Source organism: Moraxella sp. CTOTU49803, from assembly GCF_032097965.1.
In the GTDB taxonomy this organism is placed as follows: domain Bacteria; phylum Pseudomonadota; class Gammaproteobacteria; order Pseudomonadales; family Moraxellaceae; genus Faucicola; species Faucicola tetraodonis.
Genome location: NZ_DAMCJP010000003.1, coordinates 90,761 through 115,999, shown reverse-complemented (window position 1 = coordinate 115,999; position 25,239 = coordinate 90,761). Strand labels below are relative to the sequence as shown.

The window sequence follows — 25,239 nt, the reverse complement described above, 5'->3', positions numbered from 1 at the left end:
AATTTCCCTAATTAAAAAACCCTATTAAACTGAAGTTTAATAGGGTTTTAATTTTAGCTAAATGGCTTGAGTAGGATATAATCTTTAGATTACATCATGCCGCCCATACCACCCATGCCGCCCATACCACCCATGGCAGCAGCGCCAGCGTCGTCTTTTGGCAGGTCAGTAATCATTGCTTCTGTCGTAAGCATCAAGCCTGCCACAGATGCTGCGTTTTCAAGCGCTGAGCGAGTGACTTTGGCTGGGTCTAAGATACCCATTTCAAGCATATCGCCATATTCACCAGTCGCTGCGTTGTAACCGTAGTTACCTTGACCGCCTTTGACTTGGTTTACCACCACAGATGCTTCATCACCTGCGTTGGTCACGATTTGACGAAGTGGTGCTTCCATCGCACGGCGTAGAATGTTGATACCCGCGGCTTGGTCGTCATTGTCACCATTGACATTGTCAAGCGCAGAGATAGCGCGAACCAATGCCACACCACCACCTGCTACAACGCCTTCTTCGACGGCAGCACGAGTTGCATGCAAGGCATCATCCACACGGTCTTTTTTCTCTTTCATTTCAGTTTCAGTCGCCGCACCGACTTTGATAACTGCCACACCGCCTGCGAGTTTAGCAATACGCTCTTGTAGCTTTTCTTTGTCATAATCAGAGGTTGATTCTTCCACTTGGCGACGGATAGAGGCAACACGATCATCGATTTCAGTTTTTTGACCGGCACCATCGACAATCACAGTGTTTTCTTTACCAACCGTCACTTTTTTGGCAGTACCTAATACTGATAAATCCGCAGTTTCTAAGCTCATGCCCAGTTCTTCTGATACAACTGTACCACCCGTTAAGATTGCGATATCTTGAAGCATCGCTTTACGACGGTCACCAAAACCAGGGGCTTTGACAGCACAAACTTTTAAACCGCCGCGCATGTTATTCACAACTAAAGTTGCCAAGGCTTCGTTTTCAACATCTTCAGCAATGATCAGTAAGGCTTTACCAGATTTCATCACGTTTTCAAGCAGTGGAATCAACTCACGGATATTGCTGATTTTTTTGTCGACTAACAAGATTAATGGGTTTTCTAGTTCAGCGGTCAACGTATCTGCTTTATTGGCAAAGTATGGGCTGATGTAGCCACGATCAAATTGCATACCTTCAACGACTTCAAGGGTATCTTCAAAGCCTGAACCTTCTTCAACTGTGATTACGCCTTCTTTACCCACTTTTTCCATCGCTTGAGCGATTAAGTCACCGATAGTTTGGTCAGAGTTAGCTGAGATAGAGCCAACTTGTGCGATGGCTTTAGTGTCATTGGCTGGGGTTGAAAACGCGTGGATTTGTGCAACAACAGCACGTACACCTTTATCGATACCACGTTTTAAGTCCATTGGGTTCATGCCAGCGGCAACTGATTTCATGCCTTCTTGCAAAATCGCTTGGGCTAAAACAGTCGCTGTGGTAGTACCGTCACCTGCAACATCATTGGTTTTACTTGCAACTTCACGGACCAGCTGTGCACCCATGTTCTCAAATTTGTCATCAAGTTCGATTTCTTTAGCCACTGATACGCCATCTTTAGTGATGGTGGGTGCGCCAAAAGATTTGTCGATAACCACGTTACGACCTTTAGGGCCTAATGTCACTTTAACCGCATTTGCCAATACGTTGACGCCATCAATCATTTTTGCACGGGCATCAATACCAAATTTTACATCTTTAGCCATGTTAAATTCTCCAAATTATAAATTTTTATTTGTATAAGGTAGTCCAAATTGCTACCACGGTTGCTATCAATTACTTTACCAAGTACTTAACCAGTTAGATTAAGACCAGGTAAATTAAGACTAAGTAAATTAGCTTTTGGGTAAAAAACGATTGTTTAAAGTAATGACTGATTAACCTTCAATCACACCCAATACATCACTTTCTTTCATAATCAATAATTCTTCACCATCTACTTTAACCGTTGAGCCGGCATATTGACCAAAGAGTACTTTGTCGCCGACTTTGACATCGAGCGCACGTACATCACCGTTTTCACGGATTTGACCATTACCTACTGCAATCACTTCACCTTGAGAAGGTTTTTCTTGGGCACTGCCTGCTAGTAATAAACCGCCAGCCGTTTTTTGTTCTTCTTCGCTGCGACGCACGACGATACGATCATGTAAAGGACGAATTGCCATAATCTACTCCATAAATTAACTGTTAAATTATTGTTTGAAAGCCGTAGTTAGCTTTGAAAGCTGTGATCAGCTCAGAGGTTAGCTCAAAAGACCACCGCTATTTTGCCGACCACAAAAAGATGATAACTATCTGTTTGCATACATAATCATATGCTTATCACATGTTATCAATTCACTGTCTAACAGTGGGGATGTATGCCAGTTTGTTCAAGCAGAAAATTACGAAATTTTGCAATTTGTTGTCATTTTTTTAACCCCTTCACCCAAATACCTCATAAAGACTGTCGTTTATTGCACAATCACAATCTTTTGTTAACTGGCTTGTATTTGCTTGCCGTCAATACTACTGTATGCATACCAAATAGATTTAACCTTATGAACGTTATTTGATGGATGAAACATGAAAAATTCTTTAGTAAAAAAACTGTTAGTAAGTACTTCACTCGTGTCAGCGATGGCTATCACTTCTATAGCGAATGCGGCAGTTGCCCCTTTTAATGCAACCTATAATTTTAATATTGAAGGCAAATATAATGGTACCGCAAGCCGTGTATTGACCCAAACTGGCAATCAGTATTTTTATAATGTTAATGCAAGTGTCGGTAAATTAGCCAGTGCCAAGCAAACCGCCAATTTTGTCAATACCAATGGCGCTATCTTACCGGTGAGCGCATTAACCCAATACAAAATCTTAGGGACGGGTCGAACTACCACATTAAACTTTAATAACGCAAAAAAACAACTGGTCACCAATTATAAAGGTCAAAACAAAGTCATTGCTTTGCCACAGCCTGCGTATGATGATTTAAGTTTAGAAATTCAAATTCGGGAAGATTTAAAAGCAGGCAAGTTCCGTGGTAACTATTACATGGCAGATCGCAATACCGTTGAAGCGGTGCCCTTCAAAAAATCTGCCATGACTCGCATTACCGTGCCAGCGGGTACTTTTGATGTGGTGCGTATCGATCGCGTACATGATGATAAAGACCGTCAAACCAGTTTTTGGTTAGCCCCAAAACTCGATTATCTACCTGTTAAAGTCGTTCAAAACAATGATGGTAAAAAAATGGAAATGAATTTGGCGAGAGTAAATTAATACTTTGTTATGTTTTGACTCAAACACCGATTATATTAATCGGTGTTTTTTTATGTTTATGTCACTATAAATACGCTATTAGTGACTTATCAGGTCAGAAATTGGCGCTATTTTTGTAAGCCATAAGTTGTCAAGGCGTAAGTTTTTAACTATTCTTTGTGGGTCCATTGGAAGGCCTCACTATCCTGTCTAAGTTTCTCATATCTGTTAGCAACCTTTAGCAAGCTCTCCAATTCGCACTTTATCAATATCCATGTAAAAGGGAGTATTTCATGTCATTAAGATTGCAATCCTTAACACTCGCTATTGCCAGCATTTCATTTGCTAGCGCTGCCCAAGCCGCAGGGCTTGACCGCTCAACTCAGCCAAGTTGGGGGTTTACGCAAGATGGCACTTTTGCGTACATCGAAAGAATCACCATCGACCCATCGATTAGTGGCAAAGACAATGCGGCCACCACCCCTTCGCCAACTACGTATGAAGAAGGTCGCGATATTAATAACATGGCGCTAAACTATGATTTTATCAATTATGGGGCAAAAGCAGACGTCAACGATAAAGTCAGTGTGGGTGTGTTTTTTGACCAGCCGTGGGGCGCGGATGTTGAGTTCACAGGCAATAATAACTTTGTTAATGGTACAGTCAGCGCGCAGCAGGTTGCTGCTGCAGGACAAGCGGCGCTAGCAGCCGCCACAGCTGCAAAAACTGCCGCCGCCGCTGCAAAAGCAGATCCAACCAACCAAACACTCGCTTATAACGCGGCTACCGCGGTTAAAACCGCACAGCAAGCAGGGGCAGCCTACAATCTAGCAAGCAATATCGCTCAGCATCCCAACGAAGGTACCAATGCCTCCGTTGATAGTAAAAACTTCACGGGTTTGGTGGGGGTCAAATTTGGCGAAAAAAATAACTGGCAAGTATATGGCGGGCCGGTATTACAAAAATTAGAAGGTGAAGTGCATTTACGCGGTACAGCCTACAATTCGACCCAAGGTTATGATGGTATCTTTGCCCAATCGAATGGTTATGGTTGGATGGCAGGTTTGGCCTATAGCAAACCTGAAATTGCGCTTAAAGCGGCGTTGACTTATCGCTCTGAAATTGATCATGACACCGTAGCGTATGAATACATGCCAGCAACTGGCGAATCAGGCAGTTATGACATGACCATCACTACCCCAAAATCTGTGAATGTTGACTTTCAAACAGGTCTTAATCCAACCACGCTGTTGACCGCAAAACTGCGCTGGGTACCTTGGAGTGATTTTTCAATCAAACCGCCTCTGTATAATGCAACGACCAAAAAAGCCACCGGCGCGGATTTTAAACCCCTATATCCCAATGGTTTAAACTTGATTGATTACTCAGATGATGGCTGGGCAGCAGAAGTGGGCTTGGGTAAAAAATTAAGTAATCAATGGGCAGTATCAGGCTCAGTGGGTTGGGATAGCGGCGCGGGTGATCCCACCACCACCTTAGGACCTGTGGAAGGTCATTGGAATGTGGGTCTAGGCGCCAAGTACAATGTTACACCCGAAGTCGCCGTGTCGGCAGGCGTGAAATATTTGATGTTTGGCGATGCCAAATCAAAAATCCCCAATGGCGACTTAGTGGGTGATTTCCAAAACAACGATGCTTGGATTTACGGGCTGCGTTTAACTTATCAGAAAAAATAAGTCTCATAAAAAAAGCCTATCACATCGATAGGCTTTTTTTTATGTCGAACCATTAATCGCGATGTTTACCATCCACCTCTAATCCTAACATATCAAGCAAGGCTGCCATGCTTGCAGATACCGTGATATTGGGGTTAGTGACCAACCCCAAATAGCGTTGCAACTCAACGGGGGTATCCATGTTAATCGGCTGTAAATCTTGATTGACTAACGTCTGCGGTAACACCGACCAGCCTAGCCCAACCGATACCAACATACGAATCGACTCCAGCGGATTGGTGCTCATGGTGGCATACGGTTTTAAGTTATATTTGGCAAATTCAGCTAAAGTGATTTGGCTGGTAAAGGTATTGGCGGCGGGTAAAATCGCTGGATAGTTGGCCAATTGCTCAAGCGTCACGTTCATTTTATGCGCGAGTGGCGATAAAATGCCTGTCACAAAATGCAGCGGATCTGACCATAGCATATGATAATTTAGACGTTTATCATACACAGGGGGTAGCGTTAAAAAAGCCAATGACAAGTCGCCATCAAGGACTGCTTTATGCGCTTGCTCAGAATCGACAAAATGCACTTCAAGCTGTACCGCAGGATAGCTTTGGATAAATTGTTTGAGGACAGCTGGCAAATGATGTAAGCCAATATGATGACTGGTACCGATAATCAGTTTGCCTGATACTGTTTGCTGGCGGTTTTTAAGATTAATTTTTAGATTGTCGTAATCATCTAGCCAGCGTTTGGCATGGGGTATCAAGTCATGTGCCGCTTGGGTTGGGATAATACCACGACCCACAGTATCAAAAAGGGTGACATCAAATTCGTCTTCTAAGTTTTTGATACGTTTACTCACTGCAGGCTGTGTAATAAATAGTTTATCAGCCGCCTGCGAGATACTACCTGTTTGCATAACCGCTAAAAAAGTATTTAAATTTGTGGTATTCATCTTTCCCCCAAAACTAAAACCCTACCATTTGATATAAATAAAAGTTTCATTCTTTAAAAAATACATTAAATAAGATTATAAGACAACGTATGCACAAATACAATTTATTTAATTGCCCAATACATTCCTAAAATTTTTATAAAATATAAAAATCATCAATTAAAATTATCATTTTTCTTTGTTATAATGGCGTTATTGTTTACCCGATTACTACGCCCCTTTATAAAAAAACCATAGGATATGTGTCATGGCAGCGCAAACGCTTTATGATAAACTTTGGCAAGATCACTTAGTCAATCAACGAGACGACGGTTCTAGTCTTATCTATATCGACCGTCATTTATTACATGAAGTCACGAGCCCACAAGCATTTGAAGGCTTGTCATTAGCCAATCGTGACCCTTGGCGTTTGTCAGCAAACGTCGCCACCCCTGACCATAATGTCCCGACGGTGGCAAGCGAACGTAAAGAAGGGGTGGCAGGCATTAAAGATGACGTCTCTCGCTTGCAAGTAGCCACACTCGATGAAAACTGTGCCAAATTTAACATCACTGAATTTACCATCAATGACGTGCGCCAAGGCATTGTGCATGTGGTAGGCCCAGAACAAGGTTTAGTGTTACCTGGGATGACGGTGGTGTGTGGCGACTCACATACCGCAACCCATGGTGCGTTAGGCTGTCTTGCCCACGGTATCGGTACCAGTGAAGTTGAGCATGTATTGGCAACGCAGTGTCTTGTGCAAACCAAGATGAAAAATATGCTTATCAAAGTCGATGGCAAATTGGGTGAAGGTGTCACCCCAAAAGACGTGGTACTAGCGATTATTGCAAAAATCGGCACCGCGGGCGGCACAGGCTACGCCATTGAATTTGCAGGCGATGTGTTCCGTGACATGAGCATGGAAGGACGTATGACCGTGTGTAATATGGCGATTGAAGCGGGCGCACGCGTTGGTATGGTGGCCGTTGATGACACCACCATTGAATACGTCAAAGGTCGTCCCTATGCGCCTACGGGTGAAATGTGGGATAAAGCCGTGGCTTACTGGCAAACCCTGCATTCAGATGCTGATGCCGTGTTTGATACCGTCATTGAGATGGCAGGCGCGGACATCGCCCCCCAAGTATCTTGGGGCACCTCCCCTGAGATGGTGGTGGATATCAGCGCACACGTCCCTACCCTAGATGCCGCAAAAGATGACGTACAAAAAGAGGCTTGGACACGCGCCTATGAGTATATGGGTTTGACCGCGGGTCAACCGGTCACTGACATCAAAGTCGATCGGGTGTTTATCGGCTCTTGTACCAACTCACGTATTGAAGATATTCGCGCAGCGGCGGCGGTTATCAAAGGTCGCAGAGTCGCAGATAGCGTCAAAGAAGCGATTGTGGTAGCCGGTTCTGGGTTGGTTAAACAACAAGCAGAAAGCGAAGGTCTGGATAAAATCTTTACCGCAGCCGGTTTTGAATGGCGGGAGCCAGGGTGCTCGATGTGCCTTGCCATGAATGCGGATAAATTACAGCCAAAAGAACATTGCGCCAGTACCTCCAATCGTAACTTTGAAGGTCGTCAAGGCAATGGTGGGCGTACCCATTTGGTCAGCCCTGCCATGGCCGCCGCTGCCGCATTAGCCGGTCATTTTGTTGACGTGAGAAATTATTAAGGTAGAACTATGAAAAAATATACCCTTGAGCAAGGCATTGTCTGCCCGCTAGACCGCTCAAACGTGGACACTGACCAAATCATTCCAAAACAGTTTTTGAAATCTATCAAACGTACAGGATTTGGTGCCAATCTATTTGATGAATGGCGTTATTTGGACGAAGGCTATCCCGGTCAAGACAATAGCAAACGCCCCATTAACCCTGACTTTATTTTAAATCAGCCCCGTTATCAAGGTGCTAACATTTTGCTTGCACGTAAAAACTTTGGTTGTGGTTCAAGCCGTGAGCATGCCCCTTGGGCGCTTGAAGAATACGGTTTTCGCACGGTGATTGCGCCAAGTTTTGCCGATATTTTCTACAACAACTGCTTTAAAAACGGCATGTTGCCAGTGATTTTAAGCGAAGATGCGGTCAGTGAATTGTTTGCCGAATGTTTTGCCCAAGATGGCTACCAATTAACCGTGGATTTAGAAAAGCAGCAAGTGATTTCACCCTCTGGCAAAAGCTATGCGTTTGACGTCGATGAATTTCGTAAGCACTGTCTGCTCAACGGTTTAGACGATATTGGTCTGACATTGCAGCAAGCTGATAGCATCAAAGCGTATGAAGAAAACGCCAAACAATCACGCCCTTGGGTATTTGGCACAGGCGCAGCTTAAAGTGCTGCTTGGTTAGGTAAATTTACACTGTCAGTAGCGTTTCATCATTGATGATTTATCATTGAGAACTTATCCATCATCTATCCCAACCTGCGTATAAGCCGCGTATAAAAAAGGCATTTTTTGACAAAGGTTGGCATATTGGTTATGTTAGTCACATTTTAGCGTGCCTATGACTGTGTTTAAATCATGGCATCATCCGCCATAATTATCATCGTCTAACTATGGCAGCCACCCTGTTACTGCAATATTTTAGTTGCCTTTTTTGATTTGAGGGAATAACGACCATGATGTTTACGAAGCGCTTTTTTCGCCCTGACTGTTTGCCTGTTGTAGGTATAGCCATTGCGATTTATTCGGCAGTGGCGCTATCTGGCTGTCAATCAATGACAAAGCAGCCAAGCGCACGCGCCAAACCCTCAGTGGTAACAGCGCCGCAACCGATTGCTGCAGGCAAAAGCACACTAAAATGTACGGGTATCTATGCCTGTGAAATCAATCGTATTGGCAAGTTGTCAATTATCAATCAATCGACTCACGCCCCGAGCGCAACACTTGGCAACCATAGCTCAGTGACTAGCCCAGTGACCGTCACACCTTTGATGAGTAAGCCGCAGAGCAAATCTACTATACCAAATTACTTGGTAAGTTTTCCCAGTGGTCAGCACATGGTTGCCACCCGTTTTTATTTGGATGAAGATTTGACGACAGTTGAAAGTTTCAGTTTTATCCATCGTTTTGAAAGCGGTAAACGCTATGAGCTCAAAGCCTACCGCCAAATTCAAAAGACCGATTATAGTTTGCTAGCGCAGTCTGCCCCAACGCCCCTGTGTATTGATTTGTATGAAAATGCCAAACTTACCAATCAATGGTGTAAAAAACCTAATCAGCAAGGCGCTTTATCGAATGAATTTATAAAGATTGCTTTATAGATGCCCCTAAAAGCTTTTCTCACAAAAAGCTTTATCCAAGAAAGCGTCATTCAATAATGCCTGATTCGATTATTTTTTAGAAACTAACAAAATTTTAAAAGCTGCGTTGTCAGCAAAAAGTTGTGGATTAACGTGAAGGAAGTAACATGACAAAACAGATCGCCGTATTACAAGGTGATGGTATTGGTCCTGAAATCATTGGACAAGCTGTCAAAGTATTGGACAAATTAATCGAGCAAGGCTTAGACGCTCGCTATGAGTATGGGCTGTTAGGTGGCTCAGCGTATGATGCGCATGGCTCACCCTATCCAGAAGCTACCCAAACCCTGTGCCGCAAGGCTGATGCGGTATTGCTCGGTGCTGTCGGCGGCCCACAGTATGATAGCCTTGAACGCTCAGTGCGCCCAGAGCGTGGATTACTGGCGATTCGTAAAGACTTAAATCTATTTGCCAATCTTCGCCCAGCCATTCTTTATCCAGAGCTTGCCAATGCCTCAACTTTAAAACCTGAGGTGGTATCTGGGTTAGATATTTTGATTGTCCGTGAGCTCACCGGCGATATTTATTTTGGTGAACCACGCGGTATTCGCACGCTTGAAAACGGCGAGAAAGAAGGCTACAACACCATGAAATACAGCGAATCAGAAATTCGCCGTATCGCCAAAGTCGCCTTTGAAGCGGCGCAAAAACGCGGTAAAAAACTCTGTTCAGTTGATAAAGCCAACGTGCTTGAGACCACAGAGTTTTGGAAGCAGATTTTCACTGAAGTGGCTGCCGAATACCCAGATGTTGAATTGACTCACATGTATGTCGACAATGCAGCGATGCAGCTGGTCAAAGCCCCAAAACAGTTTGATGTGATTGCCACCGGCAATATTTTTGGCGATATTTTATCAGATCAAGCCTCAATGCTGACTGGCTCTATTGGTATGCTACCATCAGCAAGCTTAAATGACACAGGCAAAGGGCTATATGAACCATCGCATGGTTCTGCCCCTGATATCGCCGGTCAAAATAAAGCCAACCCGTTGGCAACCATTTTGTCATTGGCGATGCTGTTACGCTATAGCCTCAATGATGAAGCCCGTGCCACACAGGTTGAGCAAGCAGTGCAAAAAGTATTGCAACAAGGGTTACGCACAGGCGATATCTTTGAACAAGGCACCACGCTGGTTTCTTGCTCAGAGATGGGTGATGCGGTCATCGCTAACTTATAATCTTTGATTACCCTAATTTTTACCCTGCATTAAAGGTAGTGTTAGCTGGTCTAACCTGCCTTTTTCTATGGCATTTTTACCAACATTTTTTTGAAAAATTTGTAAAATCCTGCTTATCTTGAAACCAGTTTTGCTATAGTATGCCATTATCGTTTCTCTAAAACCTCGATGACCTTCCATCCTCACTTGCTAAATTTTTCTTAAAATTCAATGACTATGTCTTCTTATCATAAAATCTTACCTTGCTTTACAAGCCTACTGCTTGCTATCAGTTTATCTGCCTGTCAACAGTCACCCAATCAAGCGATGGATGTACCCACAGTTGCGACAGCAAGTACTATAGCTAGTACTAGTACTGCAGCCAGTACAACCGCAAGTGTCGCTGCCTCTTCGCCTGCCCCAACGCTAAAAGCCAATGTCAGTCAACAGTTTATTGGCGCAAGCTTGGTGCAGCAACGACTGAAACAAGCCTTGCCAGAGATTGCCTATACCACTGATAATTTACCGATGGTTGCCCAGCAAGTAAACCAAGTGAGTTGGTCACCCACAGGCGCAATTGAATTAAAAGCCATGCCTGCCTCTGCGGTAGTCGCGTCACAAGCCGCATCAACCGCATCTGCTTCAGCGACCCAATCTACGCCAGGTTTTCAATCAACTATTGACTATGCTGCACTCAAACAATCGGCTAATGACAATCCGTCATCCGTGGCTGACAAAGACACGTTACCATCAAAACAAGTGTTCATTAAGCCTGATGAACTGCTGGTATTTAAGACCCAAGCACTGCTTAACTGGCATGGGCATAGTGTGGGGGCGCTGACTGGGATAATGAATAAAAACACCATCAAAGCGATGCAGATTTTTCAGCAAAAGCACAATCTGCCCGTAACCACCACGATGGATGAAGCCACTTGGTCAGCGTTAACCAGCAACGAGACTTTAAATAAGCAGCCGATTTTTATCAATTATCAGCTAACGCGCGATGATTTGGTTATCACCAAAGCGCCCAAAGACATGCAATACAAATCAGCGCGTGAAGCAGTAGCTGAAAAGTTCCATATGAGCCAAAAACTGGTGAGTCGATTAAACCCCACCACGCCACTCAAAGCAGGTAACGTTATCACCGTGTACAATCCTTATCAGCCCAATATGACGGAAGTGACTAAGGTTGTGAGTGATAAAAAGAAAAATATTCTATACGCCTATTCTGCTAATGGTGAGCTCGTTGCAAGCTACCCAACAACCGTGGGTTCTAACTACACCCCCTCACCGTCTGGCAGTTTAAAAGTTAAAAACCGGGTATTAAACCCCACCTATAATACTGATTTTTCTTCCAAAGAAAAGTGGCTACCACCAGGACCCAACAATCCTGTGGGGCGCGCTTGGATTGGGTTATCAAAACGTGGCTATGGTATTCATGGCTCGCCTGAGCCTGAGTTAATCAGCGCACAAAAATCACACGGTTGTGTGCGTTTGACCAATTGGGATGCGCTAAGTCTGTATGGCACGATAGCCGATGGCGCAGACGTGGTATTTGAATAAGTTTATATTGTATAGGCGTCAAATAAACACCCCTAAATTTGGGGTTTTTGGTTATTACGATTCTTGTCGCCAAACTTGTTTTCTCAAATCCTGCTTGGTCTGCCTGCGTTGTTTCTTACGGGCGATATCCACATCGTCTTTTTCATGCAGTCCGCCTTTTTGTAGCAGTGGGTTTAATGCCAAGTAGTTACGGGGCTTAACTGGCAAATTAGATTGAGCGATTGACGGATTTTTCTCCAGTTGCTCACCCAATTTGATTAATTGTTTTTGGTTTTTCATGGTTTATCCTTAAAACTTTATTTATCGATATGCAAATTTTTTTATAAAAAAACCAGCGACAGGAGTCACTGGTTTTTTAAAAGGCTTAAGGTAAAAATTAAGCTGGGATACGAAGCACTTGACCTGGATAGATTTTGTTTGGGTCAGAGAGTAATGGTTTGTTGGCTTCAAAGATTTTGTTGTATTGGTTGGTATCGCCATACACTTCTTTTGAAATTTTTGACAGCGTATCGCCTGATTTCACTGTGTACATACGAGATTCTGGCTCTTGCGTCGCAACCGTGATGTTGTCTTCCACTTGTGCAACATACTGTACATTACCTGCCGCTAGAATGGCTTTTTCGCGCTCTGCTTGGTTAGCAGCAGAACCATTAATAGTTACTTTGTCAGTGTTACCGTCATAGTTGACTGATAGATTGTCAATTTTGGCATTTTGTTGGATGCGCTGAATCAATAAGTTCGCGATCTCTTGTGCAGATGGCTCATTAGAGGCTGCAGGCGTTGCGGTTGGTGCTATGTTTGATGCAGGTGTCGATGCTGGCGCAGCGTCTTTGTTACGATGAAAGATTTTATCACCGATGTCTTTTGCAAAGCTAAATAGTCCCATTTGTTTTTCCTTATGTTGTAATATTTTAATGCACAATTTTTAATGTATGGTTCGTTGAAACTCTTAAATGATCGTTTCAACACCTCAAATGACTAGAATGACCTCTAATCACTACAACGATAATCGTGTTAAGTATGGCGTTATTCTAGTTGCCCTCTAGATTAGCAAAAACTTAAATTAATGAGCATAAGTATTTAGTAAAGGAATGTTACTAATTGCAAGTAGTCTTTCATCTATTACGCCAATTTTCTATGCCATTTATTCCTTTAGGGGATAATTGAGAAAAACACAAAAGTGGCTAACATGACCAAATGGATGATGCCATGTAAAAAAGTGGTGCGCCCGGTACTTAAAGTATTGATGGTTATCATCAGCGTAATAACCAGCATTAGCCCTTCTTTGGCAGACAACCCAAACATGACGGGCGTTGCTGTGAACATTGAATAAAGCGCGATAACAGGAATTGTCAACGAAATAGACGCCAAAGCCGAGCCTAACGCCAAATTTAAACTGTTTTGCAGTTGGTCGTTGTAGGCAGCTTTTACCGCAGCAATAGATTCAGGCAACAGTACCAAAGCAGCAATAATAATCCCTAGCACAATTTTTGGCATACCCATCGCCAGCAGCGCCGCTTCCATCGCAGGCGACAACATCTTAGCAAGACCCACGACCGTCACCAAACTGAAAAACAAAAATCCTACACTCATCGCCGTGGTTAGCGCATTATCACTGTGATGCTGATCATCTACACCGTCGGCAATAAAATAATCACGGTGACGAATGGTTTGGGTAAAGATAAATGCGGCATACAAAATCAAACAGCAAATCGCTACAAACAGCAGCTGAGCGCCAATCATAAAACCGCCTGCGGCAGAGGTGGTAAAATTGGGTAAAATAAATACGATTAATGCAATCGCCAATAACACACTAATTGCCGCTTTACTGCCATGCAAACTATAACGCTGTACGTAATTTTTGATACCACCAATCAACAGGCAAATACCAATAATCCCGTTACAAATCAGCATCACTGCTGCAAATACCGTATCACGGGCAAGCACGGCGGCATCGGTGGGTGTGCTACTACTCATGAGTGCCAAAATAAGTGCCACTTCAATCACGGTGACCGCCAATGCCAAAACCAACGTACCAAAAGGCTCACCCACTTTGTGAGCAATCACCTCAGCGTGATGTACGGCAGCAAAAACTGACCCCATCAAAAAAATCGCCGTCACGGTATTCATGATGATACCCGAGGGATGCCAAATCAAATGCACCGCAAGCACTAAAGCGGCAATACTTGGCGACAATAACGTCCAAATGGGTAAATTGATATTATATTTTTGGTTCAGCCAAAATGTTTTTGCCATATCCCCTCCGCTCTATCTATATTTTCTAATTTATCATATAAATAGATAATATGGTCAAAAATATTAAAATTCAATTAAAAATGAAATTATTTCTCATTATTTTGTAATTTATGCCAGTAAATTATTGGTGCAAGGCAAACAAAGCCAATCAGCATACTCACCAAAAAATGCCATTGATAGCCCAAAAAATGCGCCATATAGCCGCTGGCAAAATGCGCCGAGCCGCCCAACACCGTCAACAGACAAACCTGCACAGTAAAATCACTCCCCGCATTGGCAGGGCGTGAATAATGCATAATGGTCGTAAGCATCGCAATCAGCGCCAACGATGCACAAAAATGCTCCAGCGCATTGACGACATAGAGCCACAAAAAATCAGTCAGTAATTGATGATAAAACCCATAAGCCACCAAGCCATACAACCCTGTGGTCAGCGCTTGGGCAAGATTAAAATACAGCAGGGACGCAAAGCGAGTGAGTCGTTTCATCAAAATTGTGGCGACCCCTGCCCCAGCGACTGAGGCCGCCGAGCCCAAGATGGTTGCCCAAAAACCAATTTGCTGCAAGTTAAGTCCAACATCGACCATCATCGGTTTGACCATACCACTTGAAATACCATCAGCAATTTTGAAGGTCAATAACACGCCTAGCCAAGATAGCATCTCCCGCGATGACCAAAAATACTGATAATGGTGGCTAAGGTAATTTTTTAGTGCCTTAAAACTGCCAGATTTTGCTGCCTGTACTTGTTTTTTGGCGGGTATAACCGAGGTGTGGGTGTGCTCTTTAAAAAACACAATGGGCACGGTATTAAGTGCCACCAAAGCCGCCATGGCAAGAAAACTATTACGCCAGCCCCATTGTTCTAACAGCATCAGTAAAACACCGCCACCGACAATAAGCCCCAGCCGATAGCCGATGACTTGTACGGCATTGCCTTGGCTTTGGCGATGATGGTGATTGGTCGTCTGAGTCACCGAATCAGGAGTAGGCGCAGGCATATCATGGGTCAACGGTTCTTTGGGCGCCATAGCCTCTTTAAGCAAACGCGTTGCTAGCCCATCCGTCGCCACATCGTGTGTCGCACCGATAAGACTTAAGGTAAATAACATCCCGTACAATGTCATCACCGAACTGGTTTGTGCCAAATTATGCGGTTCAAAAAATGCCACCGCAGTCAGGATGACTATCGACAACCCTTGCATCGGCAAAATCCAGCTTTTGGCGCGTCCGATTTTCTGTGAATAATAGCCGTCCACGACAGTAGCCCACAAGAATTTAAGCCCCCAAGGTACCAAAATCAGTCCTGACCAACCAATGGCAACCAGTGAAACTTTGTATTCACGTAAAATCGCTGGCAAGGCTTGGGTGATAAATCCTGCGGGCAAGCCTTGAGCCAAATATAAGGTGAGCAGTAAGCCCAAGGTTTTATAGTGGGTCATATGAGTGTTGGATGGTGGCGCAGGCGACTTTGATAACGGCATAGGACTACCACAGGTAGATTATTTTTATAATAATGAGAAGGGCGTAAAACCTACGCCCTAATAACAAGATAAGCTGCAATGACAACAAATAACGGGTGAAAGATTAGTTAAATACCACCGTTTTATTGCCTGTGACAATCACCCGGTTTTGTAGATGCCAACGCACGGCACGGGTCAGCACGCTACGCTCGACATCTTGCCCAATCGCCCGCAATTCTGCCACATGGTGGCGATGGCTGACACGGTGCACGTCTTGCTCAATAATCGGTCCTTGGTCAAGGTCGGCTGTGACATAATGCGCGGTGGCGCCAATCAGTTTGACGCCTTTTTCATAGGCTTGGCGGTATGGATCGGCGCCGACAAAGGCTGGCAAGAATGAGTGGTGAATATTGATAATTTTCATGTGCCAGGCGGCGGTAAATTCAGCGGATAAAATCTGCATATAGCGCGCCAGCACCAACAAATCACAGTCTTTGACCAGCGCTTGAATCTCTGCCTCTGCTTGTACTTTATTGTCTTTGCTCACAGCTACGTGATGAAATGGCACACCAAAATTTTCTACCGCTTGGCGCAAATCATGGTGATTACTGACGACACAGGTAATCTCACAATCTAGTTGTCCTTGTTGCCAGCGCCACAGCAAATCAAGTAGCGCATGGTCATATTTGGACACCAAAATCGCCACTTTTTTACGTTTACTATTATCAAATAGTTTCCATTCCATTTGATAGATGCGAGCGACGGTATGCTCAAAACTGCCTTTCATGTTGTCGATGATATTGTCTAAATCATTGATAGCCATTTCAAGGCGCATAAAATATTGACCGCCTTCGGGCTCAGTCGAGTATTGGTCAAGGCTGATAATATTGGCGCCATAACGATAAAAAAATTCGGATACAGCTTGCACAATGCCTGCGCGGTCTTGGCATTTAATCAATAAAGTTGCAGTAGCTAGTTGGCTCATGAGGTACTTCTTGTGTTCAATTTTCAAAAGATGCCATTGTAGCGATTTTTATGCTGACAAAGAAGTCTAAACCCATCAAAAGCCTTGTGGGATATAAAAATTTTCTTGAGATTCGTTTACCCACTGCCTTTTAACCTAAATTTTAACCTATCTTTTAACCTGCGTTTTAACTTAAATTACCCAAATCAACTTCGGTCAATCGCCAGCGCCCTTTTTTCTTTGAGCGTCCACCTGCGCTTTGACCAGCGATTACCGCTGCCCCACCGAGCAATTTATTCAGTGTCTGGCTATGATACGCATGACAAATCGCACACGCCAAGCCATCTGCCGCATCCGCTTGCGGCTGTATCTCAAGGCTCAACAAGCGCATCACCATAAGCTGAATCTGCTCTTTGTCTGCCGCGCCATAGCCACATACCGCTTGTTTGATTTGCCGTGCGGTATATTCAGCTACTTGCAAATCTTTAGCAACCATAGCGGCAATCGCTGCACCCCGCGCCTGCCCAAGCTTGAGCGCGGTATCGGGGTTTGATGCCATAAATACTTGCTCGATGGCAGCGGTCATGGGTTCATTGGTGTATTTTTGATAATGCTCAACGATACGGCTAATCCCATCAAATATCCGCTTGAGCCGCTCGGGCATGGTTTCCCCTTGGCTGTAAGCATGAATCGTGCCTGCATCCAAATGTTCAAGTTTATCCCCACTCAACCGAATGATGCCATAGCCTGTCAGACGTGAGCCTGGGTCAATACCAATAAAGATACTCATAAAAGATGCTCGTAAAACATGCTCGTAAAAAAAGATACCCACAAAAAAATTTTGCTAAAAATGCAGTCGAAGCTAAAAACATCGAAACTAAAAATATCGAAGCTAAAAATGCCGTCAAATTATAGCATTTATCAAAAATTTAACGAAAAATTTGCTGAATTTCAAAAAACTATTTGATAGTTTTATGCATTACCCCCATCATTATTGCATGGGTTAATGATTCATCATTTGTTCTTTATAGTTTATTCACAATTTAGGAATCGTATTTTCATGGGAAATATAGTTGGGATTGCCATTGTCTGGTTGATTATTGAGATGCTGGTTTGGTATCTAATCGCACAATTTGTCAGTGGCTGGTGGGTGTTTTTATGGTTTGTCGTGGCGGGCTTTGTGGGTGCCGCCCTCATTAAAAAAGGCATAGCCACCTTAAAACCAATGGCTGGACAAGCGCAAGCCGCCATGCTTAACCCTGCGATGCGCCCCAATGAAAATTCTGTGGTTAAAGCGATTGCTTTTGCGGTGGCAGGTATCTTATTGGTACTGCCCGGTATTTTAAGTGATATTGCAGCACTTATTGTGTTATTGCCCGCGGTACAAAATAAGTTTAAAGCCTTTGCTAAAGACTATGCCACTAAAAACCCAGAAAAATTGATGCAAATGATGGCAAGTAAAATGGGCGGTATGGATCCCTCAAAAATGGGTGGCTTAGGGGGTCTTGGCGGCATGGGTGGACAAAACCCGTTTGGTAGTCAAAATCCATTTGGTGGTATGGGCGGACAAAATCCTTTTGGGGGCTTTGGTAGCAAAAATAACAACGGCGGTAAATTTGGCACGACCATTGACGGACAAGCCAAAACGGTCAACTCGAACGCCAAACGCATCACCCGCTCTGCCAATGATGACTAGACAGTGGATAAAAAATTGACTGTTAAACATTGATAAATTTAAGGCATCCTTAGTATGCCTTTTTTTATGCCCTATTGTTGCGAAAAACTGGGTTTACTTTTTGCAAAAATTCATGCAATGTGATTTACTTAAGACGAAATTTGTTATATAAAATCTATAACGATACGATTTATTTCGTTTTGGAATTTTTAGGTTTGAGCGTAATTTTTATTTTTGGTAAATGTTTTTATTTTTGGTAAATGATATTAGCAACATTGGTTAGCAACAAGGAGTGAATGTATGACCAGCAAAGTATATGACAGCGCAGCTGCGGCACTTGAGGGCGTCATCAAAGATGGACAAACGATTGCGGTGGGTGGTTTTGGTCTGTGTGGTATCCCCGAAGCTTTAATTGAAGCCTTGCGAGATAGCGGCGTTAAAGATTTGACCTGTATCAGCAATAACGCTGGTGTCGATGGCTTTGGTTTGGGATTATTGCTAGAGACTCGCCAAGTCAAAAAAATGATTGCATCTTATGTGGGTGAAAACAAAGAATTTGAACGTCAGTTTTTATCGGGTGAATTGGAAGTTGAATTGACCCCACAAGGGACGCTGGCAGAAAAACTGCGTGCCGGGGGTGCGGGCATCCCTGCGTTTTTTACCGCCACTGGCGTAGGTACCCAAATTGCTGAAGGTAAAGAAGAACGTGAATTTGACGGTCGTCAATATATCCTTGAGCGCTCATTAGTCGCTGATGTGGCACTGGTCAAAGCCCAAAAAGCCGATAAAGCGGGCAACTTGATGTTCAACAAAACGGCGCGTAACTTTAACCCAGATGTCGCCACAGCAGGTAAAGTCACCATTGTCGAAGTTGAGCAGTTGGTGGAAACTGGCGAGCTAGACCCCGACCAAATCCATTTGCCGGGTATTTATGTGCATCGCATCGTGGTCAATGCCAACCCAGAAAAACGCATCGAAAAAGTGACGACCAAAGAACAGACAAACTAGGATATAAGGAGATTACCATGGCATGGACTCGTGAACAAATGGCACAAAGAGCCGCAAAAGAACTACAAGACGGCTTTTATGTCAATCTAGGTATCGGTTTACCGACCTTAGTGGCGAACTATATTCCAGAAGGCGTCAACGTTTGGCTACAATCAGAAAATGGGCTGCTTGGGATTGATGAATTCCCAACACCCGATAAAGTTGACCCCGATCTAATCAATGCGGGTAAACAAACCGTCACCACAGCGACCGGTGCGAGCTTTTTCTCAAGCTCACAGTCATTTGCCATGATTCGTGGCGGCAAAGTCAACCTTGCTATCTTGGGTGCGATGGAAGTTTCAGACACTGGCGATCTTGCCAACTGGATGATTCCTGGCAAGATGGTTAAAGGCATGGGCGGCGCGATGGACTTGGTCGCAGGCGTTCAACGCGTCATTGTATTGATGGAACATACCAACAAACATGGTGAGCCAAAAGTATTGGCTGAATGTACGCTACCCCTGACAGGCAAAAAAGTGGTGAATCGTATCATCTCTGATTTAGCCATCATGGATGTGACCGATAACGGTTTAAAACTGGTTGAGCTAGCAGACGGTGTCACGTTTGAAGAATTACAATCAAAAACACCCGTAACCATTGCACAATAACACCTGCAAAATAACAACTGTAAGATAATAGCGCTGTCACAAGTCAGCGTTTAATTGCCATTAAAAGGGCAGTGAAAAAGGATAATAAAAAAGGACAGTGACGCTGTCCTTTTTTATGATTTTGGCTTTTTTACTTTCGCTGATTTGTCCTCTATAATGACATCACTATCAACATTTATCCAACACCATGATTGCATCTCGCTTATCTCATCCCAAATTTATCACCGATGAAGACAATCCGCTGAGTGATCGTAAGTATCCCAATGAGATGGCTGCCGATGACGGCGTGGCATTGCCGCAAATTTATCGGTTTGACTTTACCGAGGTGCCAGATTTTAGCCAAACAGTGATGCAAATCACCCCAGTGATTGATGCGCCCAATATCATGGATATGCCCAATGATCATGAAGCAGTATCAGAAAATGCCACCCCTGCTACTGATAAATCTTTACGCGTGGCTCAACCAACGGTTTCATCGGTGCCGCCCACTTCGCTCAAAAACCCCCTTACTTCTCAATCGCTAACTAGCAAAATCCCATCAAAAACACGCTCAAATCGCCAAGTCATTGCGCAAGCAAGAGCCCAAGCCAAACAAATTGAACAGCAAAAGCAATTTGAAGAACAGCAGCGCCAAGCAGAGGAAGTTGCGCGCTATAAGGCAGAGGTTGAAGCCGCGCTACTCAATCCCACACTGCATGAAGGACTGCTCAATCAGCGAAAATCCATTGCCGACTCGCAGGCAGTGGTCAACAAACATGCGATTTTTGGCGAGCTTGCACAGGATTTGCAGACCATTCAATGGCTTGATTCAGACATGACAGAACAAAGCCGAGCAATGTATGAAAAAGCAGTTGCGCTGATTCAAACAGCGCAATCAAGTGGCAATTTATTAGAAAGCAACTTATTAGAAAGCAGTGTACTCGAAGAAAATGTAGTCGAAAAGACTATATCAGCAGATAATTTGGCAAAAGCCGTACAAGTGATTGATAAATTTGCCGAGAATGGTCTTACTGATGCATTACTGCGCCAAGCGCTGTGGCTATTTGAAGGCAATCACTTACTCAAGATTTCTCAAAACTCCCAACAAGCTTTGCTACTGTTGCAACAAGCAGCCTCGCAGCATGATAATCGTGCGGAGAAATTACTCAGTAAACTCTACTATGCAGGACATGGGGTCGAGCAAGATAGCGAGATGGGCAAATACTGGCTAGAGCTGGCTGCGGCACATGGTCACCCTGACGCCATGCGTATTTCGCAAGGTATTGCCACCCTGTCATTACTAAAGCAAACCCAACGCGAAGATACTAGCTATGGCAAAAAAATGACGCTTGCGACTGCGGCGCTGATTATATTCATGATACTGATATTTGTAGCAGTTAAAGTTTAAAGATTTGGATGAATGCCGTGATTTGGGTATTAAACAAGGTTAAACATCCAAACCACTACCAAAAAATTTAGCCATCAGTCGGGTCGTCAGATAGCACTAGTATGGCCTCGTCATCGCTATCCTGACGCCCATCACTCTTATGCTCATCATCATTAGCCTCATCGCTCGCCAAGTTTGGCGTCAGCAGCGGATAATTATTTAAGATATAACAAAACAATTCAGCCGTTTTTTGGGTGTCATATAACGCAGAATGCGCTTCATTACCATCAAATTCTAGTCCAGCGAGTTTACACGCTCTCGCCAGTACCGTTTGACCAAACGCAAGCGCGGATAAGGTGACGGTATCTAACACGGAGAACTGGTGAAATTGGCTTTGATTTTTGCTATTGGTACGCTCAATTAAAGCATTTAGAAAGCTGAGGTCAAAATGCGCATTGTGCCCCACCAAAATACACTTGGTACATTGGGTCGATTGGCGCACCGTTTTTAAATATTTAAAAATACGGCGAATGGCGGTTTTTTCATCTTCAGCAATGGCTTTTCGCATCGGGCTGTGGGGATTGATGCCGGTGAATTGCAGAGCACGAGCTTCAAGATTTGCCCCTTCAAACGGCTCAATATGGGCATTGACCGCCTCACCTGGGTAAAAACGCCCGCTATCATCCATCAAAATTGGAATACAGGCAATCTCAAGCAAGGCATCGGTTTTTGGATTGAACCCTGCTGTCTCTACATCCACCACCACGGGCAAGTAATTGCGAAAACGGTTGGCAATAGTCATGGGTTCAGTTGTGGCGGTCATACGTTACCTTGCGGAAAAAACAGAAAAAATAAAGGATTAAAAATCATACGGCTAAATTAAATGGCATCACTTTCCAGTCCAGCGTTTGTCCAGCCATCAGCGGGGTCAAATCTTTACCGTCAAGATAAGGATAATGCTCGGGGACTTGCCATGCTTCACGCACCAAGGTGACTTTATCACTATTGATAGGTAAGCCATAAAATTTTGCCCCGTGAATACTGGTAAAGCCTTCTAACTTATCAAGTTTGCCCACGCTTTCAAAGGCTTGTGCATACAAAGGCAGCGCAATCGATGCACTATAACAGCCTGCACAACCGCAAGCATTTTCCTTAGTATGAGTCGCATGGGGCGCAGAGTCAGTGCCAATAAAGAATTTGGGATTGCCACTGGTTGCTACATCAAGTAATACTTTTTGGTGACTTTGGCGTTTTAAAATCGGCAAGCAATAAAAATGTGGTTTAATGCCGCCCACCAGCAGGTGATTACGATTAAACAGTAAATGCTGCGGGGTAATCGTCGCTGCGACATTTTTGCCCTGTGACAACACAAAGTCAGCGGCATCACTGGTGGTGATGTGCTCAAAGACGATTTTTAATTTTGGAAATTTATCAATGAGATTGACCATCACTTCATCAATAAAGCGTTTTTCACGGTCAAAAATATCAATATGGTGGTGCGTCACTTCACCATGTACCAAAAGCGGCAAACCCAACGCTTCCATCTTGGCAAATACATCGGTGCAATGATTGATATGGCTTACCCCATCCGCAGAATTGGTGGTCGCACCTGCAGGATATAACTTGACTGCTTTTACTACACCTGAATCAACGGCGGTTTCGATGTCTTCTGCTGTCAGTGACTCGGTCAAGTAAAGCGTCATCAATGGCTCAAATTGCTGGGAGATACTGTCGTTGGGCACTTGCGCCAAAATACGCTCACGATAAGCGATAGCATCAGCGGCTGTTTTGACGGGCGGCACCAAATTTGGCATACAAATAGCGCGGCGAAAATTGGCAGCGGCATGTGGCACCGTCGTAGCAAGCGCCTGCCCGTCCCGTAAATGAATATGCCAGTCATCAGGGGCAGTAATAGTAAAAGTATTGATAGGTGCAGTCGCTGCGCTCATGATTTCCTCGAACAGTTTTGAGAGTGCCTTAAAAAAAACAACGTCAAAAACCGATAATTGAAGCGTTGAAAAACTTGTGCATCATAGCAGTTTTAGGCAAAAAACGACATGAAAATATTCGCAAGCCAAGTACACTGACAAATAATACGTCAGTTTATGTCGTTTTAATAACGGTGTTAATGGATTTTGGATTTATTGCTAGGTTTTTTATCTGTTTTATTATTAGCCTTATCGTCGGGCTTTTTGACCGATTTTTTGTCAGGGGCGGTTTTTGATGATGGTGACTTGTCTTTTTCTTTTGGCGATTTTTCTTTTACCGCTTTGTCCTTAGCCTTAGATTTTTTGGTGGTACTAGAAGTTTTTTCAGATTGTTGACTGTCGACTTTAGATGAGCTAGCTTTTTTCTTTTGGTCTTGTTTAGCCTCATTCTTACCATCGGCTTTGGTATCATCGTTGGTATTTTTTTTGCGGTCTTTTTTGCTTTCCGCTTTTTTGCTTTCCTCTTGTTTATCAGATTTTTTCATAGCTCGCGCTTTTTCAGATTGTACCGAAGGCTTTTCATCCAATGACTTAGATTTATCGTGTTTCTTGTGATGCTCAGCTGTAGTCATCTCATTGGTCACTGTGCTCGGTGTCGAAGCGACTTTTACTATCGCCACATCACGATAAACTGGGTTTGCCACTGACATTTTTGCTGAGGGTTGGGTGACGGCAGGCTTATCTTTGACGCTCACCAACGCGCCTACCCCGCCAAAAACGGCGACAGAAAATACGGTGGCTGTCGCAATCCAATGGTTTTGTAGCTTATCTATCCAACGAGCGGGTTTGCGAACTTGCGGTTTGGCAAAAATATTGCTAGCTGAAGGGGCTGTTTGTGTGTTTGACCTCACCGCTTTATTTATTTGCCGGATGCCTTTTGAAATCACATGTTGATCGAAGTGAGCATGCGGGATGGCTATTGGCGCGATGTTAAAAAAATTGGACGCTTTATAAATAGTCATTTGCTGGACAATATGCTGTTGATAGACAGGCAAGTCCGCAATATTTTGAATTTGTGACCATTTTAATTGCTGTTGCTGCATTGCTTGAAAACTGACAGCACGTTTAAAATTCACTGCATTTATCAGCCCCGTATCTTCTGGTGACATAAAAAAAACGGGCTGCATCGCAAGCCACTCAGTAATCTGCGCTGAGTCTATGGTGTTTTGTAGTGAACTTATTATATCTGCCAAATTTATCACCGCCAATGCAGTGATGGTTTGCCAGATAGTTAACAGGTTATCTAAAGGCAGATGGGTTTTTTCCAGTAGCACGCCAGCAATCATGGTTTTTTGGGTTTCATCGTCAAACCACTGCTCAAAAATCGATGGACTATTTTTAGACAGTTGTTTTAGAGTTACAAAATTGCTGCCGTTTTCAATGAATTTTTTTGTAACTAAAGTAACCAATAATTCTAAAACAAAATCATACTCATCTGTTACCTGCGCCAAATTTTGAGGGGTTAACGACGGATTTTGCTGAATTTTTGCCGATAACTGATAAAGCACGACTTTTAATAGCTCAGGCACCACTTTTTTTAGATAACAAATTGATAGGTGTGAACCATCTGCTACTATTGGCAGCACTGATGGTAGAGTGTTTGCCCAAAAATGATATAGCGATATATGGTCAATGATATTACAAGTTGTGGAAAGATTTTTTGACAGCATACTTTATCACTTAGTTTACATTTTTGGGCATTGGGTGGTTAGTGAGTTTTTAGCAATATCGTGGATATAGGGCAATTTCTATATACTCCCTCTAAAAAAATAGCGTTAAATTTAGAAATCTTGTTGATACTTTATAATTTCAATACGATTAAATTCATCAAATTATGATTAGAATTTGTTGTAACTTTTGTGCAAAATTAGTAAAGTAGATAGCATCAAAAATTATATTTTAGCATCAATCACGTAACATTTTTTGCTCATCGAAAAATTGGTAATTT

Annotated in this window: 23 protein-coding genes; 11 read left to right on the top strand and 12 right to left on the bottom strand. The window is 43.5% G+C overall.

The genetic code is table 11. The features are described from left to right. Positions 1 to 89: 89 nt before the first annotated feature. Both groL and RT422_RS05910 read right to left on the bottom strand, forming a co-directional pair. Positions 90 to 1,730 (bottom strand): chaperonin GroEL, encoded by a 1,641-nt coding sequence (groL, locus tag RT422_RS05915; RefSeq protein WP_007114919.1) that lies wholly within the window; start codon positions 1,728 to 1,730, stop codon positions 90 to 92. A gap of 171 nt (positions 1,731 to 1,901) precedes the next feature. Next, the gene (locus tag RT422_RS05910) at positions 1,902 to 2,195 is read right to left on the bottom strand and encodes a co-chaperone GroES (protein WP_198001374.1); all 294 of its coding nucleotides are present in this window, start codon (positions 2,193 to 2,195) and stop codon (positions 1,902 to 1,904) included. A 397-nt stretch (positions 2,196 to 2,592) separates the two neighbouring features. Here RT422_RS05910 and RT422_RS05905 point away from each other — a divergent pair, with 397 nt between their 5' ends. Next, positions 2,593 to 3,288 carry a DUF3108 domain-containing protein gene (locus RT422_RS05905; RefSeq protein ID WP_065252953.1) on the top strand — a complete coding sequence of 232 codons (696 nt, stop codon included), beginning with the start codon at positions 2,593 to 2,595 and terminating at the stop codon, positions 3,286 to 3,288. A 272-nt stretch (positions 3,289 to 3,560) separates the two neighbouring features. After that, on the top strand, positions 3,561 to 4,964 hold the full coding sequence (locus RT422_RS05900; RefSeq protein WP_313421639.1) for an outer membrane protein transport protein: 1,404 nt from the start codon (positions 3,561 to 3,563) through the stop codon (positions 4,962 to 4,964). 52 nt (positions 4,965 to 5,016) lie between these two features. Here the strand turns inward: RT422_RS05900 and RT422_RS05895 are convergent, their stop codons facing one another. Beyond that, a complete protein-coding gene (locus RT422_RS05895) occupies positions 5,017 to 5,907 on the bottom strand; it encodes a LysR family transcriptional regulator (RefSeq protein WP_065252955.1) in 891 nt (296 codons plus the stop codon). A gap of 247 nt (positions 5,908 to 6,154) precedes the next feature. Between RT422_RS05895 and leuC the strand changes: the two genes are divergently transcribed. The 5 genes from leuC to RT422_RS05870 all read left to right on the top strand — a co-directional run bounded on the left by leuC (position 6,155) and on the right by RT422_RS05870 (position 11,924). Continuing rightward, positions 6,155 to 7,573, top strand: a complete 1,419-nt coding sequence (gene leuC, locus RT422_RS05890; RefSeq protein WP_099808268.1) for a 3-isopropylmalate dehydratase large subunit — start codon at positions 6,155 to 6,157, stop codon at positions 7,571 to 7,573. 9 nt (positions 7,574 to 7,582) lie between these two features. After that, positions 7,583 to 8,233 carry a 3-isopropylmalate dehydratase small subunit gene (gene leuD / locus RT422_RS05885; RefSeq protein ID WP_007114912.1) on the top strand — a complete coding sequence of 217 codons (651 nt, stop codon included), beginning with the start codon at positions 7,583 to 7,585 and terminating at the stop codon, positions 8,231 to 8,233. Positions 8,234 to 8,520: 287 nt separating this feature from the next. Then, positions 8,521 to 9,165 carry a hypothetical protein gene (locus RT422_RS05880; RefSeq protein WP_313421637.1) on the top strand — a complete coding sequence of 215 codons (645 nt, stop codon included), beginning with the start codon at positions 8,521 to 8,523 and terminating at the stop codon, positions 9,163 to 9,165. Positions 9,166 to 9,311: 146 nt separating this feature from the next. Next, entirely contained in the window at positions 9,312 to 10,382 is a 1,071-nt protein-coding gene (gene leuB / locus RT422_RS05875) for a 3-isopropylmalate dehydrogenase (protein ID WP_313421635.1), read from the top strand. 216 nt (positions 10,383 to 10,598) lie between these two features. Beyond that, a complete protein-coding gene (locus tag RT422_RS05870; protein ID WP_313421634.1) occupies positions 10,599 to 11,924 on the top strand; it encodes a L,D-transpeptidase family protein in 1,326 nt (441 codons plus the stop codon). Positions 11,925 to 11,978: 54 nt separating this feature from the next. Here the strand turns inward: RT422_RS05870 and RT422_RS05865 are convergent, their stop codons facing one another. The 6 genes from RT422_RS05865 to ruvC form a co-directional block, all read right to left on the bottom strand. Continuing rightward, the gene (locus RT422_RS05865) at positions 11,979 to 12,203 is read right to left on the bottom strand and encodes a hypothetical protein (protein WP_313421632.1); all 225 of its coding nucleotides are present in this window, start codon (positions 12,201 to 12,203) and stop codon (positions 11,979 to 11,981) included. A 97-nt stretch (positions 12,204 to 12,300) separates the two neighbouring features. After that, positions 12,301 to 12,810, bottom strand: coding sequence for a peptidoglycan-binding protein LysM (gene lysM / locus RT422_RS05860; protein WP_284034266.1), 510 nt, complete (start codon positions 12,808 to 12,810; stop codon positions 12,301 to 12,303). Positions 12,811 to 13,076: 266 nt separating this feature from the next. Further along, complete coding sequence (locus tag RT422_RS05855) at positions 13,077 to 14,180, bottom strand: ionic transporter y4hA (protein WP_284034267.1); 1,104 nt, start codon at positions 14,178 to 14,180, stop codon at positions 13,077 to 13,079. Between the two features lie 86 nt (positions 14,181 to 14,266). Beyond that, positions 14,267 to 15,664: an MFS transporter gene (locus tag RT422_RS05850; RefSeq protein WP_313421630.1), complete on the bottom strand. Its 1,398-nt coding sequence runs from the start codon at positions 15,662 to 15,664 to the stop codon at positions 14,267 to 14,269. Between the two features lie 103 nt (positions 15,665 to 15,767). Next, positions 15,768 to 16,628, bottom strand: a complete 861-nt coding sequence (gene purU / locus RT422_RS05845) for a formyltetrahydrofolate deformylase (protein WP_100270229.1) — start codon at positions 16,626 to 16,628, stop codon at positions 15,768 to 15,770. 166 nt (positions 16,629 to 16,794) lie between these two features. Next, positions 16,795 to 17,397 (bottom strand): crossover junction endodeoxyribonuclease RuvC, encoded by a 603-nt coding sequence (gene ruvC, locus RT422_RS05840; RefSeq protein WP_060994366.1) that lies wholly within the window; start codon positions 17,395 to 17,397, stop codon positions 16,795 to 16,797. A 270-nt stretch (positions 17,398 to 17,667) separates the two neighbouring features. Here ruvC and RT422_RS05835 point away from each other — a divergent pair, with 270 nt between their 5' ends. The 4 genes from RT422_RS05835 (at position 17,668) to RT422_RS05820 (ending at position 21,324) form a co-directional block, all read left to right on the top strand. Further along, positions 17,668 to 18,303, top strand: a complete 636-nt coding sequence (locus tag RT422_RS05835) for an FxsA family protein (protein WP_060994365.1) — start codon at positions 17,668 to 17,670, stop codon at positions 18,301 to 18,303. Between the two features lie 279 nt (positions 18,304 to 18,582). Beyond that, a complete protein-coding gene (locus RT422_RS05830) occupies positions 18,583 to 19,290 on the top strand; it encodes a CoA transferase subunit A (protein WP_007114900.1) in 708 nt (235 codons plus the stop codon). A 17-nt stretch (positions 19,291 to 19,307) separates the two neighbouring features. Then, entirely contained in the window at positions 19,308 to 19,937 is a 630-nt protein-coding gene (locus tag RT422_RS05825) for a 3-oxoacid CoA-transferase subunit B (protein ID WP_065252965.1), read from the top strand. Positions 19,938 to 20,124: 187 nt separating this feature from the next. Next, the gene (locus tag RT422_RS05820) at positions 20,125 to 21,324 is read left to right on the top strand and encodes a hypothetical protein (RefSeq protein ID WP_313421628.1); all 1,200 of its coding nucleotides are present in this window, start codon (positions 20,125 to 20,127) and stop codon (positions 21,322 to 21,324) included. 67 nt (positions 21,325 to 21,391) lie between these two features. Here the strand turns inward: RT422_RS05820 and rnt are convergent, their stop codons facing one another. The 3 genes from rnt to RT422_RS05805 all read right to left on the bottom strand — a co-directional run bounded on the left by rnt (position 21,392) and on the right by RT422_RS05805 (position 24,961). After that, positions 21,392 to 22,126, bottom strand: a complete 735-nt coding sequence (gene rnt, locus RT422_RS05815; RefSeq protein WP_313421627.1) for a ribonuclease T — start codon at positions 22,124 to 22,126, stop codon at positions 21,392 to 21,394. A 43-nt stretch (positions 22,127 to 22,169) separates the two neighbouring features. After that, the gene (pyrC, locus tag RT422_RS05810; protein WP_313421626.1) at positions 22,170 to 23,252 is read right to left on the bottom strand and encodes a dihydroorotase; all 1,083 of its coding nucleotides are present in this window, start codon (positions 23,250 to 23,252) and stop codon (positions 22,170 to 22,172) included. A 176-nt stretch (positions 23,253 to 23,428) separates the two neighbouring features. Further along, entirely contained in the window at positions 23,429 to 24,961 is a 1,533-nt protein-coding gene (locus RT422_RS05805) for a hypothetical protein (protein WP_313421625.1), read from the bottom strand. Between the last annotated feature and the right edge of the window lie 278 nt (positions 24,962 to 25,239).